The 14,434-nt window shown below is 58.9% G+C and carries 14 protein-coding genes; 5 read left to right on the top strand and 9 right to left on the bottom strand.

The window, feature by feature from the left end; genetic code table 11:
* Nucleotides 1-161: 161 nt before the first annotated feature.
* Together ACV8MC_RS05405 and ACV8MC_RS05400 are read right to left on the bottom strand one after the other, a co-directional pair.
* The gene (locus tag ACV8MC_RS05405) at nt 162-545 is read right to left on the bottom strand and encodes a PaaI family thioesterase (protein ID WP_052512482.1); all 384 of its coding nucleotides are present in this window, start codon (nt 543-545) and stop codon (nt 162-164) included.
* A complete protein-coding gene (locus ACV8MC_RS05400) occupies nt 545-2,869 on the bottom strand; it encodes a Tex family protein (protein WP_056787091.1) in 2,325 nt (774 codons plus the stop codon). Before ACV8MC_RS05400 ends, ACV8MC_RS05405 begins: the two co-directional genes overlap by 1 nt.
* A gap of 358 nt (nt 2,870-3,227) precedes the next feature.
* Here ACV8MC_RS05400 and ompR point away from each other — a divergent pair, with 358 nt between their 5' ends.
* Complete coding sequence (gene ompR, locus ACV8MC_RS05395) at nt 3,228-3,968, top strand: osmolarity response regulator transcription factor OmpR (protein WP_016772186.1); 741 nt, start codon at nt 3,228-3,230, stop codon at nt 3,966-3,968.
* A gap of 114 nt (nt 3,969-4,082) precedes the next feature.
* On the top strand, nt 4,083-5,396 hold the full coding sequence (locus ACV8MC_RS05390; RefSeq protein WP_016770645.1) for an ATP-binding protein: 1,314 nt from the start codon (nt 4,083-4,085) through the stop codon (nt 5,394-5,396).
* 129 nt (nt 5,397-5,525) lie between these two features.
* Here ACV8MC_RS05390 and rimK read toward each other — a convergent pair whose 3' ends face one another.
* The 3 genes from rimK to rimA are packed head-to-tail and all read right to left on the bottom strand — an operon-like array spanning nt 5,526 to nt 7,703.
* On the bottom strand, nt 5,526-6,431 hold the full coding sequence (rimK, locus tag ACV8MC_RS05385; protein WP_024011184.1) for a 30S ribosomal protein S6--L-glutamate ligase: 906 nt from the start codon (nt 6,429-6,431) through the stop codon (nt 5,526-5,528).
* Nucleotides 6,428-6,907: a retropepsin-like aspartic endopeptidase RimB gene (gene rimB, locus ACV8MC_RS05380; RefSeq protein ID WP_016772184.1), complete on the bottom strand. Its 480-nt coding sequence runs from the start codon at nt 6,905-6,907 to the stop codon at nt 6,428-6,430. The genes rimK and rimB overlap by 4 nt, the downstream gene beginning before the upstream one ends.
* Before the next feature lie 16 nt (nt 6,908-6,923).
* Entirely contained in the window at nt 6,924-7,703 is a 780-nt protein-coding gene (rimA, locus tag ACV8MC_RS05375; protein WP_457265532.1) for a S6 modification regulatory phosphodiesterase RimA, read from the bottom strand.
* A 116-nt stretch (nt 7,704-7,819) separates the two neighbouring features.
* On the opposite strand from rimA, the gene ACV8MC_RS05370 reads away from it, so the two are divergent.
* Complete coding sequence (locus ACV8MC_RS05370; protein WP_016772182.1) at nt 7,820-8,227, top strand: RNA-binding S4 domain-containing protein; 408 nt, start codon at nt 7,820-7,822, stop codon at nt 8,225-8,227.
* Nucleotides 8,228-8,324: 97 nt separating this feature from the next.
* On the opposite strand, the gene ACV8MC_RS05365 is transcribed toward ACV8MC_RS05370, so the two are convergent.
* Nucleotides 8,325-9,125, bottom strand: a complete 801-nt coding sequence (locus tag ACV8MC_RS05365) for a phosphatase PAP2 family protein (RefSeq protein ID WP_150741778.1) — start codon at nt 9,123-9,125, stop codon at nt 8,325-8,327.
* A 107-nt stretch (nt 9,126-9,232) separates the two neighbouring features.
* Between ACV8MC_RS05365 and hslO the strand changes: the two genes are divergently transcribed.
* Entirely contained in the window at nt 9,233-10,135 is a 903-nt protein-coding gene (gene hslO / locus ACV8MC_RS05360; protein ID WP_252879242.1) for an Hsp33 family molecular chaperone HslO, read from the top strand.
* 181 nt (nt 10,136-10,316) lie between these two features.
* Entirely contained in the window at nt 10,317-11,858 is a 1,542-nt protein-coding gene (locus ACV8MC_RS05355; protein WP_016772179.1) for a phosphoenolpyruvate carboxykinase, read from the top strand.
* Between the two features lie 177 nt (nt 11,859-12,035).
* Here the strand turns inward: ACV8MC_RS05355 and ACV8MC_RS05350 are convergent, their stop codons facing one another.
* The 3 genes from ACV8MC_RS05350 to ACV8MC_RS05340 all read right to left on the bottom strand — a co-directional run bounded on the left by ACV8MC_RS05350 (nt 12,036) and on the right by ACV8MC_RS05340 (nt 14,221).
* On the bottom strand, nt 12,036-12,308 hold the full coding sequence (locus ACV8MC_RS05350; protein WP_056787114.1) for a type II toxin-antitoxin system RelE/ParE family toxin: 273 nt from the start codon (nt 12,306-12,308) through the stop codon (nt 12,036-12,038).
* The gene (locus ACV8MC_RS05345; RefSeq protein WP_056787116.1) at nt 12,308-12,754 is read right to left on the bottom strand and encodes an antitoxin PaaA2 family protein; all 447 of its coding nucleotides are present in this window, start codon (nt 12,752-12,754) and stop codon (nt 12,308-12,310) included. Before ACV8MC_RS05345 ends, ACV8MC_RS05350 begins: the two co-directional genes overlap by 1 nt.
* 324 nt (nt 12,755-13,078) lie before the next feature.
* Nucleotides 13,079-14,221 (bottom strand): hypothetical protein, encoded by a 1,143-nt coding sequence (locus tag ACV8MC_RS05340; protein ID WP_457264677.1) that lies wholly within the window; start codon nt 14,219-14,221, stop codon nt 13,079-13,081.
* Between the last annotated feature and the right edge of the window lie 213 nt (nt 14,222-14,434).

Genomic DNA, 14,434 nt, shown 5'->3' with positions numbered 1-14,434 from the left:
TGGTTTTCTAGCCTGTCAGCCGCACACATGAACCCGTAGAAGCTGCCGAAGGCTGCGATCTTTTGATCTTGCTGTTGAAAAACAAAATCAAAAGATCGCAGCCTTCGGCAGCTCCCACAGGATTCGTTGCGCCGAAATTAACTCAAAATGATGAGCAACATCTACAGGACAGCGAAGGTGCCTTGCGCTTTTGCGACCAGTTTGTCGCCCTGCATCACCTCGGCTTCGACCACCAGCGTGCGCCGGCCCGGGTGGATCACCCGCGCCGTGCACAGCACCTCGCCGTCGGAAACGGCGCGGATGTAGTTGATCTTGCATTCGATGGTCGCACTCTGCTGATCGAAGCCATGGCTGCTGGAACAAGCCAGGCCCATGGCGATGTCGACCAGACTGAACAGCGCGCCGCCGTGCAGTTTGCCGCCGCGGTTGCGCAGTTCGGGCTCAAGCGCCAGGGCGACTTGCGCCACCCCGGTTTCGAGACTGTGCAGGCGACAGCCCAACAGCTTGAAAAACGCGCTCTCGACGAGCCCGGCCGGCATCTCCATCAGCGTTTCTTCAACTGCTTGGCGTTGGCGAACAGCGAGGCCATCGCATTGTTCACCGGCGCGGCTGTGGCAGTTTCCTTGCGCGGCGCGTTGCCCGAAGACTGGCGCGGTGCCGAGCCCGGACGCGAGCCACGGGCGCCATCGATTTTCTCGCCGGGAGTGTCGCTCATGCGCATCGACAGACCGACGCGTTTGCGCGGGATATCGACTTCCATGACCTTCACTTTCACCACGTCACCGGCCTTGACCGCTTCGCGCGGGTCCTTGATGAACTTCTCCGACAGCGCCGAGATGTGCACCAGACCATCCTGATGCACGCCGATGTCGACGAATGCACCAAATGCCGTCACGTTGGTCACCACGCCTTCAAGGATCATCCCCAGTTGCAGGTCCTTGAGGTCTTCGACGCCTTCCTGGAATTCGGCAGTCTTGAACTCCGGACGTGGATCGCGACCGGGTTTTTCCAGTTCTTGCAGGATGTCGGTGACGGTCGGCAGACCGAACGTTTCGTCGGTGAATTTCTTCGGGTCCAGACGCTTGAGGAACGCGGCATCGCCGATCAGCGAGCGAATGTCGCGGTCGGTTTCAGCGGCAATGCGCTGCACCAGTGGATAGGCTTCCGGGTGCACCGCCGACGAATCCAGCGGGTTGTCGCCGTTCATCACGCGCAAAAAACCGGCGGCCTGTTCGAAGGTTTTCTCGCCCAGTCGCGCGACTTTCTTCAGCGCTGCACGGGTCTTGAACGCGCCGTGTTCGTCACGGTGAGCAACGATGTTCTGCGCCAGCGTCGCATTGAGGCCGGAAATCCGTGCCAGCAAGGCCACGGAGGCGGTATTCACATCCACGCCCACGGCGTTTACGCAGTCCTCGACCACGGCGTCCAGACCGCGCGCCAGTTTCAGCTGCGAGACGTCGTGCTGGTATTGGCCGACGCCAATGGATTTCGGATCGATTTTCACCAGCTCGGCCAACGGATCCTGCAGGCGACGGGCGATCGACACGGCGCCACGGATCGACACATCGAGGTCCGGGAATTCCTTGGCCGCCAGTTCCGAGGCCGAGTACACCGAGGCGCCGGCTTCGGAAACCATGACCTTGGTCATTTTCATCGCTGGATATTTTTTGATCAGCTCGATCGCCAGCTTGTCGGTCTCGCGGCTGGCAGTGCCGTTGCCGATGGCGATCAGGTCCACCGAATGCTTGGCGCATAGCGCGGCGAGGATGGCGATGGTCTGATCCCATTTGTTGTGCGGCACGTGCGGGTAAACCGTGGCGTGGTCGAGCAGCTTGCCGGTCGAATCGACCACGGCCACCTTGCAGCCGGTACGCAGGCCCGGGTCGAGGCCCAGCGTCGCGCGCGGGCCGGCCGGAGCGGCCAACAGCAGGTCGTGCAGATTGTGCGCGAAAACGTTGATCGCCTCGGTTTCGGCGCCATCGCGCAACTCGCCGAGCAGGTCGGTTTCCAGGTGGGTGTAGAGCTTGACCTTCCAGGTCCAGCGCACCACTTCACCGAGCCATTTGTCCGCCGGGCGGTTCTGGTTCTGGATGCCGAACTGCTGAGCGATCATGCCTTCGCAGGGGTGCATCGTGCCGGGCAGCTCATCGCCGACTTTCAGCGCGGAGCTGAGAATGCCTTCGTTGCGGCCACGGAAAATCGCCAGGGCACGGTGCGATGGCATGCTTTTCAGCGGCTCGTCGTGTTCGAAGTAATCACGGAACTTGGCGCCTTCCTCTTCCTTGCCGGCGATGACGCGGGCACTGAGGATCGCTTCCTGTTTGAGGAAATTACGCAGCTTTTCCAGCAGGCTGGCGTCTTCGGCGAAGCGCTCCATGAGAATGTATTTGGCGCCTTCCAGCGCAGCCTTGACGTCGGCCACGCCTTTTTCGGCATCGACGAAGCGTGCGGCTTCGGTTTCCGGCGACAGGTTCGGGTCGTTGAACAAGCCGTCGGCCAGTTCGCCGAGGCCGGCTTCGAGGGCGATCTGGCCCTTGGTGCGGCGCTTCTGCTTGTACGGCAGGTACAAGTCTTCGAGACGGGTTTTGGTGTCGGCGAGCTTGATGTCGCGTTCCAGAGCAGGGGTGAGCTTGCCTTGCTCTTCGATGCTGGCGAGGATGCTGATGCGCCGTTCGTCGAGTTCTCGCAGGTAGCGCAGGCGCTCTTCCAGATGACGCAACTGAGTGTCATCGAGGCTGCCGGTGACTTCTTTCCGGTAACGGGCGATGAAGGGGACGGTAGAACCTTCATCGAGTAGCGCGACGGCCGCTTCGACCTGTTGTGGGCGTACGCCGAGTTCCTCGGCGATGCGGCTGTTGATGCTGTCCATAAAACCACCTGACATAGTATGAAAGCAGGCTCGCAGGCACGCAGATAATGGCCTGGAGGCTGATTGAGCGGCTGGAAAATTGCCGCTGCCTGGATCAAGAAGCTGCCCATTGACCCGTGAAATCGAACAGTTACTGCACAGGGCCGGAAAAAATACCGGCCACTTACGGTAACGATTCAGACGTTGCCTGGCGCAAAACGCCGCGCATTATAACCAGCGTTCTGTCATTCGGGGGCGTTGCAGGCTGTAGGCATAAACCTCGGTTTTCTGGCAGTGAAGGAAAAATCTGCTAACAATGCACACGGTGCGTATAACGGCAGCTACGCCATAATGCGCGCCGAGCTAAAAGGAGCATCCAATGAGCAGCACAGCACAAACTGCTGAAGGCGAAAAAATTCTTATCGTTGATGACGATCCGGGGCTGAGCAGCCTGCTGGAGCGTTTCTTCGTCAGCAAGGGCTACCGTGCCCGTACCGTTCCGAACACCGAGCAGATGGACCGTCTGCTGGCGCGTGAAGTGTTCAATCTGGTCGTTCTCGACCTGATGCTGCCGGGCGAAGACGGCCTGACCGCGTGCCGCCGTCTGCGCAGCGCGAATAACCAGATTCCGATCATCATGCTCACCGCCAAGGGCGATGAGCTGAGCCGTATCAAGGGCCTTGAACTGGGCGCCGACGATTACCTGGCCAAGCCGTTCAACCCGGACGAGCTGATGGCTCGGGTCAAAGCGGTATTGCGCCGTCAGGCCGCACCGGTGCCGGGCGCACCGGGCAGTGAAGACGAAAACGTCACCTTCGGTGATTACGTGTTGTCGCTGGCGACCCGCGAGCTCAAGCGTGGCGATGAAGTGCACATGCTCACCACCGGTGAGTTCGCGGTACTCAAGGCGCTGGTAATGAACGCGCGTCAGCCGCTGACTCGCGACAAGCTGATGAACCTCGCCCGTGGCCGTGAATGGGATGCGCTGGAGCGTTCCATCGACGTGCAGATCTCGCGTCTGCGCCGCATGATCGAACCCGATCCGTCGAAACCGCGCTACATCCAGACTGTCTGGGGCGTGGGTTACGTGTTCGTACCGGATGGCACCGCCACCAAGTGATCGGTGATTTGTAGGAGCGGGTCTGCAAGGCTCTGGTCGCACGGCCATTGCCACAGACTCGCAATCCGCAATATGCGAGCATTGCTCGCTCCTGCAAGTGTGTAGCGGTTAAAGATGAAAACCCCCGTCTGGTTCCCCCAAAGTTTTTTCTCCCGCACCCTCTGGCTGGTGCTGATCGTCGTGCTGTTTTCCAAGGCGCTGACCCTGGTTTATCTGTTGATGAACGAGGACGTGCTGGTGGATCGCCAATACAGCCATGGTGTCGCTCTGACGCTACGCGCCTATTGGGCTGCCGACGAAGAAAACCGCGCAAAAATTGCCGATGCCGCGACCCTGATTCGTGTGGTCGGCGCCGGTGTGCCGGAAGGCGAGCAGCACTGGCCGTACAGCGAAATCTACCAACGTCAGATGCAGGCGGAACTGGGTGCCGACACCGAGGTGCGTTTGCGCATGCATTCGCCGCCGGCGCTGTGGGTGAGGGCACCGAGCCTGGGCGATGGCTGGCTGAAAGTGCCGTTGTATCCGCACCCGCTGCGCGGCCAGAAGATCTGGAACGTGCTCGGCTGGTTCCTCGCCATCGGCCTGCTTTCTACGGCGTCGGCATGGATTTTCGTCAGCCAGCTCAACCAGCCGTTGAAGCGACTGGTGTATGCCGCGCGGCAACTCGGCCAGGGCCGCAGCGTACGTCTGCCAATCAGTGATACGCCGAGCGAAATGACCGAGGTTTATCGCGCCTTCAACCAGATGGCCGAGGACGTCGAACAGGCCGGACGTGAGCGGGAGCTGATGCTGGCGGGGGTTTCCCACGACTTGCGGACACCGCTGACGCGCTTGCGCCTGTCGCTGGAACTGATGGGCGATCACACCGACCTCACCGACGACATGGTCCGCGACATCGAAGACATGGACGCGATTCTCGACCAGTTCCTCGCGTTCATTCGCGACGGTCGTGACGAGTCGGTGGAAGAGGTCGACCTCAGCGATCTGGTGCGCGAAGTCGCCGCGCCATACAACCAGAACGAAGAGAAAGTGCGCCTGCGTCTGGAACCGATCCAGCCGTTTCCGCTGCGTCGTGTGTCGATGAAACGCCTGCTCAACAACCTGATCGGCAATGCGTTGAACCATGCCGGTACCGGCGTTGAAGTAGCGGCGTATGTATCGGGAGATACCAGCGCGCCGTATGTGGTGCTGAGCGTGATGGACCGTGGCGCGGGAATTGATCCGTCCGAGCTTGAAGCGATCTTCAACCCGTTTACCCGAGGTGATCGGGCTCGCGGTGGCAAAGGCACCGGGCTGGGGCTGGCGATCGTGAAAAGGATTGCGGCGATGCATGGCGGCAATGTCGAATTGCGCAACCGGTCCGGGGGTGGACTGGAGGCGCGGGTGAGATTGCCGTTGGGGTTGATGTTGCCGCGTGATGCTGTTTAAGCGCTGAGATCTTCAAGAGGGCGGATGGCCCCTTCGCGAGCAGGCTCGCTCCCACATTTTGGAATGCGATCAACTGTGGGAGCGAGCCTGCTCGCGAAGGCGGCTTTCCAGCCGCCGAATATCTCTGGGTTAACCTTTGCCCTTGGTGCGGGTCATATTCGGCCCGCCATTCTTTTCCAGATGCTCGATGATGATTCCGGCGACATTCTTGCCAGTGGTGGTTTCGATGCCTTCCAGTCCCGGCGACGAGTTCACTTCCATCACCAGCGGACCGTGATTGGAGCGCAGGATATCCACACCCGCCACCGCCAGGCCCATGACCTTGGCAGCGCGTAACGCGGTCATGCGTTCTTCCGGGGTGATCTTGATCAGGCTGGCGCTGCCGCCGCGATGCAGGTTGGAACGAAACTCGCCCGGTTTGGCCTGGCGCTTCATTGCCGCGATCACCTTGTCGCCGACCACGAAGCAGCGGATATCCGCACCGCCGGCTTCCTTGATGTATTCCTGGACCATGATGTTCTGCTTGAGACCCATGAACGCTTCGATCACCGACTCTGCCGCCGTCGCGGTTTCGCACAGCACCACGCCGATGCCCTGAGTGCCTTCGAGCACCTTGATCACCAGCGGTGCGCCGTTGACCATGGCGATCAGGTCGGGAATATCGTCCGGCGAGTGGGCAAAACCGGTGACCGGCAAACCGATGCCGCGCCGCGACAGCAGCTGCAGCGAACGCAATTTGTCCCGCGAGCGGGCAATTGCCACCGACTCGTTGAGCGGGAACACGCCCATCATTTCGAACTGACGCAACACCGCGCAGCCGTAGAACGTCACCGATGCGCCGATCCGCGGGATCACCGCGTCAAAACCTTCCAGCGGTTTGCCGCGGTAATGGATCTGCGGCTTGTGGCTGGCAATGTTCATGTAGGCGCGCAAGGTGTCGATCACCACCATTTCATGCCCGCGCTCGATTCCGGCTTCGACCAGACGGCGGGTGGAATACAGACGCGGATTACGCGACAGCACAGCGATCTTCATGCAACACCTGTGGAGGAGGTAGATACCGGGAACACCGGCTTGTCTTGTACATATTTGATGCCCGGATTGACCACCAACTGGCCATCGATCAGGGCTTTGGAACCGAGCAGCAGGCGATAGCGCATGGACTTGCGGCAGGCCAGAGTGAACTCCACCGGCCAGACCCGATCACCCAGGGCCAGCGTGGTGCTGATCACATAGCGCACCTGCGCATGGCCGTTGGAGCTCTTGATGGTTTTGCGCGTGACCAGCGGCGCTTCGCAGCGCCGGTGACGCAACTGCACCACCGTGCCGAGATGCGCCGTGAAGCGCACCCATTTCTCGCCGTCGCGTTCGAACGGCTCGATGTCGGTGGCGTGCAGGCTGGAGGTGCTGGCGCCGGTGTCGATTTTTGCGCGCAGGCCCGCAACTCCCAAACCCGGGAGCGCCACCCACTCGCGCAGACCGACAACGGTCAAATGATCAAATGTCTTCAAAGAAAAAAACCAAGGGTTAACGCTTCCAGGCCCCGTCCGGCACCTGGGCCAACGCTTTGAACGCAGGTCTGGCGAACCAGTAGCCCTGCATCAGGAATATTCCACAGTCCGCGAGGAAATCCCGTTCCCCGGCGCTTTCTATGCCTTCGGCAATGACTGTAACGTTCAACTCCGCACACATTGTGACAATCCCCCGAACGATCACCTGACGGACACGGTCCTGGTCAACATCGCGGATCAGCGCCATGTCGAGTTTGATCAGGTCTGGTTGGAAATCGGCCAGCAGATTGAGCCCCGAATAGCCGGCACCGAAATCGTCGATGGCGGTCTTGAAGCCGAATTCGTGGTATTCACGCAGAATATTGGTCAAATGGCGATAATTATCTACGTGCTCGATTTCCAGAGTTTCGAAAATCAGTCGGTCGATCGGAAAGTTGTGTTTGCGTGCGGCCTCCAGTGTGCTGCGAATGCATAGCTCTGGACGGTAGACGGCGTTGGGCAAAAAGTTGATCGACAAGTGTGTCTGCATATTTAGGCTCGCCGCGCCTTCGATCGCGCGGGTCCGACAGAGCTGGTCGAAACGGTAGCGGTTGTCTTCTGTAACCTGATTTAACACCGACAGTGCACCTTCCCCTGACACGCCTCGGACCAGCGCTTCGTGGGCAAATACCGATTGATCGCGCAGGTCGACAATCGGCTGGTAGGCGAAGGCAAAATCGAAATCCAGCGGTTCGCTCTGCTGGCAGCCCTGGCAACCGCCCCTGGGTGAGGTCAACGAAGTTGGAAATTTAGTCACGCGGTCACTCCAGGCCGGTCGGGCGGCGAAGATCACAGTCAATCTGGAGGGCCGAGTTCTTGCGCCCGACAGAAACGGTAGTACAGTTCCGACTACTGGCTGAGCGAGGAATTCATATGGGACAGAAGCAGGAGGAGGACGACAAGGTCCGTCTCGATAAGTGGTTATGGGCGGCGCGTTTCTACAAGACGCGTGCTCTGGCCAAAGCAGCAATCGAAAGCGGCAAGGTGCATTGTCGTGGCGAGCGCTGCAAGCCGGGCAAGGAGCCGCGCATTGGTGATGAGTTCGAGATTCGCACCGGCTTCGAAGTGCGCACGGTGAGGGTCGAGGCATTGTCGATCGTGCGTCGTGGCGCACCCGAGGCGCAAACCTTGTACGCGGAGACCGAAGCGAGTGTCGCCAAGCGTGAAGCGGCTGCGGCGATGCGCAAGGCGGGCTCGTTGGGCGTGAGCACCGATGGCAAGCCGAGCAAGAAGCAGCGGCGGGATCTGTTCAAGTTTCGCGGTAGCAGCAACGAAGATTGAAACGTTGTGCCGGCCTCTTCGCGAGCAGGCTCGCTCCCACATTCGATCGAGTCGTCTGTGGCAGCGAGCCTGCTCGCGAATCGAGTACGACGCGGTATCAGGCGCTACGCACCACACTCATCCGCGACACCATCGGCAGCTTGCCCAACAGCGCGAAAACCGGCGCGGTCAGCTTCAACCAGAAGTTCGACGCGTGATAGGCAAACGGCGTGTAGTAACCCCAGCCCAACGCCCACACCGCCAGCAGCACACCGCCGATGTAGTCGTCCTGACCCCAATGCGCGCCGGCCACCAGACGCGGCAACATGAACAATACGGCCAGACCCCATACTGTTAGAAATTGTCCGACGGTGCGGCTGAACACGCCCATGAACAATGCCCAGATCAACAGCACTGAGGCATGATCACCGGGGAAACTCTGGCCCGAACGGTCCTTCAGCTCCCAGGTTTTTTCCAGATGCGGAAAGTAATCGCTGATGTGCACGGCGCCCTCAAGCACCATTGACGGGCTGCTGTGCTGCCAGCCCATGTGATCGGCGAATTTGGAAAACAGCGCGCGGATCACCACCATCAGCAGCAGGATCGAGAAAAAACCGAAGAACGCGCGACGCACGTCGATCGCCCTGAAAACCCAATCGCCCTTGATCAGCAGCGTCAGCAGAATCAGTCCGACGACGATGTCGAACGGGCGCAGACTTGCAATTGCCCAGATGTGGAGCCATATCGGATTGCTGGCCAGCGGCGCATTCAACGAGCGGAACAGCCACTCGTCGAAAATCACACACAGCATCTGACCGGTAGGCCATAACCAGAAAGCCAGTAGCGCCAGCGGCACTACGTTACACAGAACCAGCCGGCCGAGGTTCCACCTTGATTGGAACAAACCCGGATTGTTCATAAAATGCCTCCCATGGCGAAAAAGCGCCGGCACCAAAAAAAGTGCCAGCAAGCGCAAATTTTCACGTTTTGTAACCATTTTGTCATCACATTCAGATACCCAGACCTATGACCGACCTAGCGGATACCGATTTCACTCAACGCTTCATCTTCGATGACAGCGACACTCGCGGCGAACTGGTAGCGCTGGAGCGCAGCTACGCCGAAGTCCTCGCCAAACACCCGTACCCGGAGCCGGTCGCGCAGTTGCTCGGCGAACTGATGGCGGCCGCGTCGTTACTGGTCGGCACGCTCAAGTTCGATGGCTTGCTGATTTTGCAGGCGCGCTCGGAAGGGCCGATTCCGCTGCTGATGATCGAGTGCTCCAGCGAGCGTGAGATCCGTGGTCTGGCGCGTTACAACGCCGAGCAGATCGCGGTTGACGCGACCCTTGCCGACTTGATGCCGAACGGCGTTCTGGCCCTGACCGTCGACCCGACTGTTGGCCAGCGCTATCAGGGCATTGTTGATCTTGACGGCGAGACACTGTCGGACTGTTTCACCAACTATTTCGTCATGTCACAACAGGTCGGCACCCGCTTCAAGCTCTTCGCCGACGGTCGTCGTGCCCGTGGCATGTTGCTGCAACAACTCCCCGCCGATCGCTTGAAAGACGAGGAGGATCGCGCCGCCAGCTGGCAGCATCTCACCGCGTTGGCCAGCACTCTGAGCGCCGATGAATTGCTCAGCCTCGACAACGAAACCGTGCTGCATCGCCTGTACCACGAAGAGCAGGTACGTCTGTTTGATGTGCAGCATCTGCGCTTCAGTTGCAGCTGCTCGCGGGAACGCTCCGGCAATGCGCTGGTCAGTCTTGGGCTGGAAGATGCGCTGGCGCTGGCCGCCGAGCAGGGCGGCAAAGTCGAGATCGATTGCCAGTTCTGCAATCAGCAGTACTTGTTTGACGCAGCCGATATTGCTCAATTGTTCGCTGGCGCGGGCGTCGATACGCCGTCAGATACCCGTCACTAAAACGGTTCAGCGCAGGTAAATTCACTGCGGAATGACGGAATATCGCCGTTACGACGGGAGGACCCTACTCTTTTTGGGCTTTTCTGGCATAATCCGGCCCACTTTTTTCGCGGTAGTAGTGCACGACTTTCTACTACAAAACGTTTGGAGCACACTCGGCCACTGGCCGACGGGGAACCTCATGACGCAAGCCAATAACGCCGTGTACACCGATCTGAGTGTTGATGATCTGGTAAAAGAAGCCCTGAATCGCGGTGAAGGCGAGCTTGCCGATACCGGCGCTCTGGTTGTTCGCACCGGTCACCGCACCGGCCGCTCGCCAGTCGACCGTTTCATCGTTGAAGAGCCTTCCACCCAGGCCGCTATTGCCTGGGGCCCGATCAACCGCAAGTTCCCGGCCGACAAGTTCGATGCCCTGTGGGCTCGCGTCGAGGCCTTCAACAACGCGCAAGAGCACTTCGTTTCCCACGTGCATGTAGGCGCGGCGGAAGATCACTACCTGGCCGTGAAAATGACCACACAGACTGCCTGGCAGAACCTGTTCGGTCGTTGCCTGTTCATCAACCCGGCCCAGTACAACCCGGCTGGCCGTGAAGAATGGCAAGTGCTCAACGTTGCCAACTTCGAGTGTGTGCCTGAGCGTGACGGCACCAACTCCGACGGTTGCGTGATCATCAACTTCGCGCAGAAGAAAGTGCTGATCGCTGGCATGCGTTACGCCGGCGAGATGAAGAAAGCCATGTTCTCGGTGCAGAACTTCCTGCTGCCGGCCGCTGACGTGCTGCCAATGCACTGCGCTGCCAACATCGGCGAAGACGGTGACGTGACCCTGTTCTTCGGTCTGTCGGGCACCGGTAAAACCACCCTGTCGGCCGACGAAAGCCGTTACCTGATCGGTGACGACGAACACGGCTGGGGCGAAGGCGTGGTGTTCAACATCGAAGGCGGTTGCTATGCCAAGTGCATCGACCTCTCCGAGAAGAACGAGCCGGTTATCTGGAAAGCCATCAAGCACGGCGCGGTGCTGGAAAACGTCGTCATCGACGACGCCAAGCACGCCGACTATGCCGATGTCAGCCTGACCCAGAACAGCCGCGCCGCCTACCCGCTGGAGCACGTTGCCAAGCGTTCCGAGAAGAACCTGGGTGGCGAGCCAAACGCGGTGATCTTCCTGACCTGCGACCTGACCGGCGTACTGCCGCCAGTGTCGATCCTCAACGAAGAGCAAGCGGCCTACCACTTCCTTTCCGGCTACACCGCACTGGTGGGCTCGACTGAAATGGGTTCGGGCAGCGGCATCAAGTCGACCTTCTCCACCTGCTTCGGCGCACCGTTCTTCCCGCGTCCGGCTGGCGAATACGCCGAACTGCTGATCAAGCGCATCCGCGGCTTCGGCTCCAAGGTCTACCTGGTCAACACCGGCTGGACCGGCGGCGGCTACGGCGTCGGCCAACGCTTCAACATCCCGACCACCCGCGCGGTGATCGCAGCGATCCAGAGCGGCGCTCTGATCGGTGCTGCCACCGAGCACCTGGACACCATCAACCTCGACGTGCCTCTGGCCGTACCAGGCGTCGACACCAACCTGCTCAACCCACGCAACACCTGGGCTGACAAGGCGGCGTACGACGAGGCAGCGAAAGCACTGGCCGGTCTGTTCATCGAGAACTTCAAGAAGTTCGAAGTGAGCGACGCGATCAAGGCGGCTGGGCCGAAGTTGTAAGTAGTAGTTTGCAGTGAATAAAAAACCGCCCTTTGGGGCGGTTTTTTCATGGGCGAAGATTTGGGTAAGCTCATCTCAACGGCGGTTCGTCACTTGCCATGTAGCAGTATTCATTCATTTTTGGCCTGATACGGCCAGAGTAATGCCACTCAACAGTACTGCAACATGATCCTCTAATTAAGGCCATTGCTGCCGTGCATGCATGACACGCAGCACTTCCACCCGGTCTTTTTTGATTGCGTAGACGATGACGTAGTTGGCGGCCGCAACGATTTCACGTGTTCCGAGGACCCTGCCCTTTCGGTACAAGGTTGGGCGCTGTCTTGCTATTTCCCCTTTTGATTCGAACATTTCATCGAGATCCGCAGCAGCGTCTGGGTTGTCCTGACCGATTCGGTCCATTATCCGGTCTCGGTCAGCAAGCGCTTCCGGGCGCCAGACCAACCTCATCAGCGCCCTCGTTGACGCAGGGCATCACGCTTGGCGGCGAATATTCGGCGAGCATCTTCATCGCTGATACTTGGCCTTGGATCATCGATGCTGATCTGCACCTGTCGCTTGAACCATTCCTCATAAGCGGCCGCTTCATGGGCTTGTTTCAACGCTTCAGAGCGATCAGGCCTGGCGTAGGTTTTCAGTTGCAGCGGGTCATAGCCGGAGGCATCCACGTTGAATTGGCTGATGCCCAAGCCCTGCAGATAGGTCACAAGCGTCTCCAGCCTCTTGAACAGGCGCACCTGACCACTGCGTTGTGCTGTCAGCGCGCATTTGCGGCTGCCTTGCCGAATCTCGACCGACCAGCCTCCTGGTTTCGCGACGATAATTGTGCCGCTCACAGAACCGTTTTCGACCAAGCGAACGAGGGCGCTGTGATCGATGATTTCAGTGCTGGCCATAAATGCGAGCCCTTCGCTGAGTAATGGCTCCCATCGTACGCAATCAATAGTAGTTTGCAAATTTTGACTCCTGGTGCTGGACACGGCGTGTGCAGCGATGATGTTTCGTTTGTTACTTGGCCGGGGGCATCTGACTTGCAGCAGGTCCCAGCCGTCCTGTGTCAGCAGGTACAGGGCGTGGGTGATGTGGGTGTCGCTGCCAAAGCAGCGACACCCACGACTATAGGTTCGCACCACCCGCTCGCGATAGCCGACAAGACATCGCGTGAAGTAGGAATGGGGCGAACAATTCGCCAGACGTTGCTACCGATTCTTAAACGCTTTTCAACGCAAATGTTGGTAGCCAGAAATATCCAGCAGGCTTGTGGTCAGTCCTGTTGCCGGCCGGTAGATCGTGCCTTTGACTGCCGAGAACGGCACGCCTTTGCTGCCCAGCGAGACACAGCGCTCGCCTTTTTCCTGTTCGGTGAAATAGGTGTAGGACTGGCTGTGCATCTTCTTGTAGCGGGCTTCGTCGCTGACGATGGTGCCGGTGAAGCGCAGCAGGTCGGCATCGCTCAGGTTGAGCGTTTTGCTCAGTGGCACGCCCCAACGCTTGAGGCAGGTTTCCGCCAGATGGCGAACGATGCGGCCGGGCTCGATCAGCGCATTGAGGTCGCTGCTGTTGGTGGGATCGCCGCCGAGGGCCGTGGCGTTGCCGGCGAGGGTGGCGTGGCGACCGGCCATTGGATAGATCGAGGTTTTGGTGCCGGTAGCGGTTTGCGGGATCACGCAGCTGAAGCCTTTTGAGCGCTCGTCGCGGGCATAGAAGGCGATGTATTCCTTGACGTTGGATTGAAGTTTGACGCGGTTTTCCTGGAAGTTGCCGATGCCCGGGACTGGATCAATCGCAAATATATTCACCGGAATATGTTTGAGTGCAGCGTCCTGGAACATCGCATTGGCGAGCATGTGGCAACTGATACCGCCACGGCTCCAGCCGACCAGATTGACTCGCGCAGGAATAACGCCGTCCTTGCGGAAAGTCTTGATGATTTGTTCCTGTAGTTTCTGTTGCGTGATACTGCGATCGCCATAGTTATACTGGCGCCAGAACCAGGAGCCTTCCACTTTTACATCTTCAATAGGAATGCCTGCGGCTTTCAGACGGTTATATTCTAACTCGGTCAGTTGTTTACGCTGCCAGTCGCATTTGCCTTTGATAATGTTCACAGCGTGTTGCACGTTTTCATCCCAGCCTTTGCCGAACAGGGTGCCGGAAAGGCCGTATTCAGAGGTCTTGGTGAACAGGTCGTCGGCTTGCAGATTGCCGCTGCCAGGGCCATCGACGACGATCCACTCGGCAAATTCGCGTCCGCTGTGGTGTGCAGCGAGCGTAGAAACGATTTCGCCGTCCCAGAAGCTTTTATGTTTGTCATCAAATTTGTTGGAGCCGGTGCCGCAGAAAAATATTGTTAAAGTTGTCATTTCGTTGCTCTTGCATATGTATAAGAGCAGCCAAGTTAGTTTTAGGTGGTGTAAAAAATAAAGGGCGCTGTTGTATCTGTGTTTGTAATGTGAAGTTTGTTATATATATGTAGCTGAGCTTTTCGAAAGTATGTCGAGGCGCTTCGATTGTTAAACGCTTGGTTTTCGCTTCCCATGTATCATTCAGTATTGATTCAACCCCGACCTTTTCTC

It is taken from the genome of Pseudomonas sp. PK-RTE-24 (assembly GCF_054052265.1).
The sequence above is the reverse complement of the archived record's forward strand: the minus strand, read 5'-3'. Positions and strand labels throughout refer to the sequence as shown.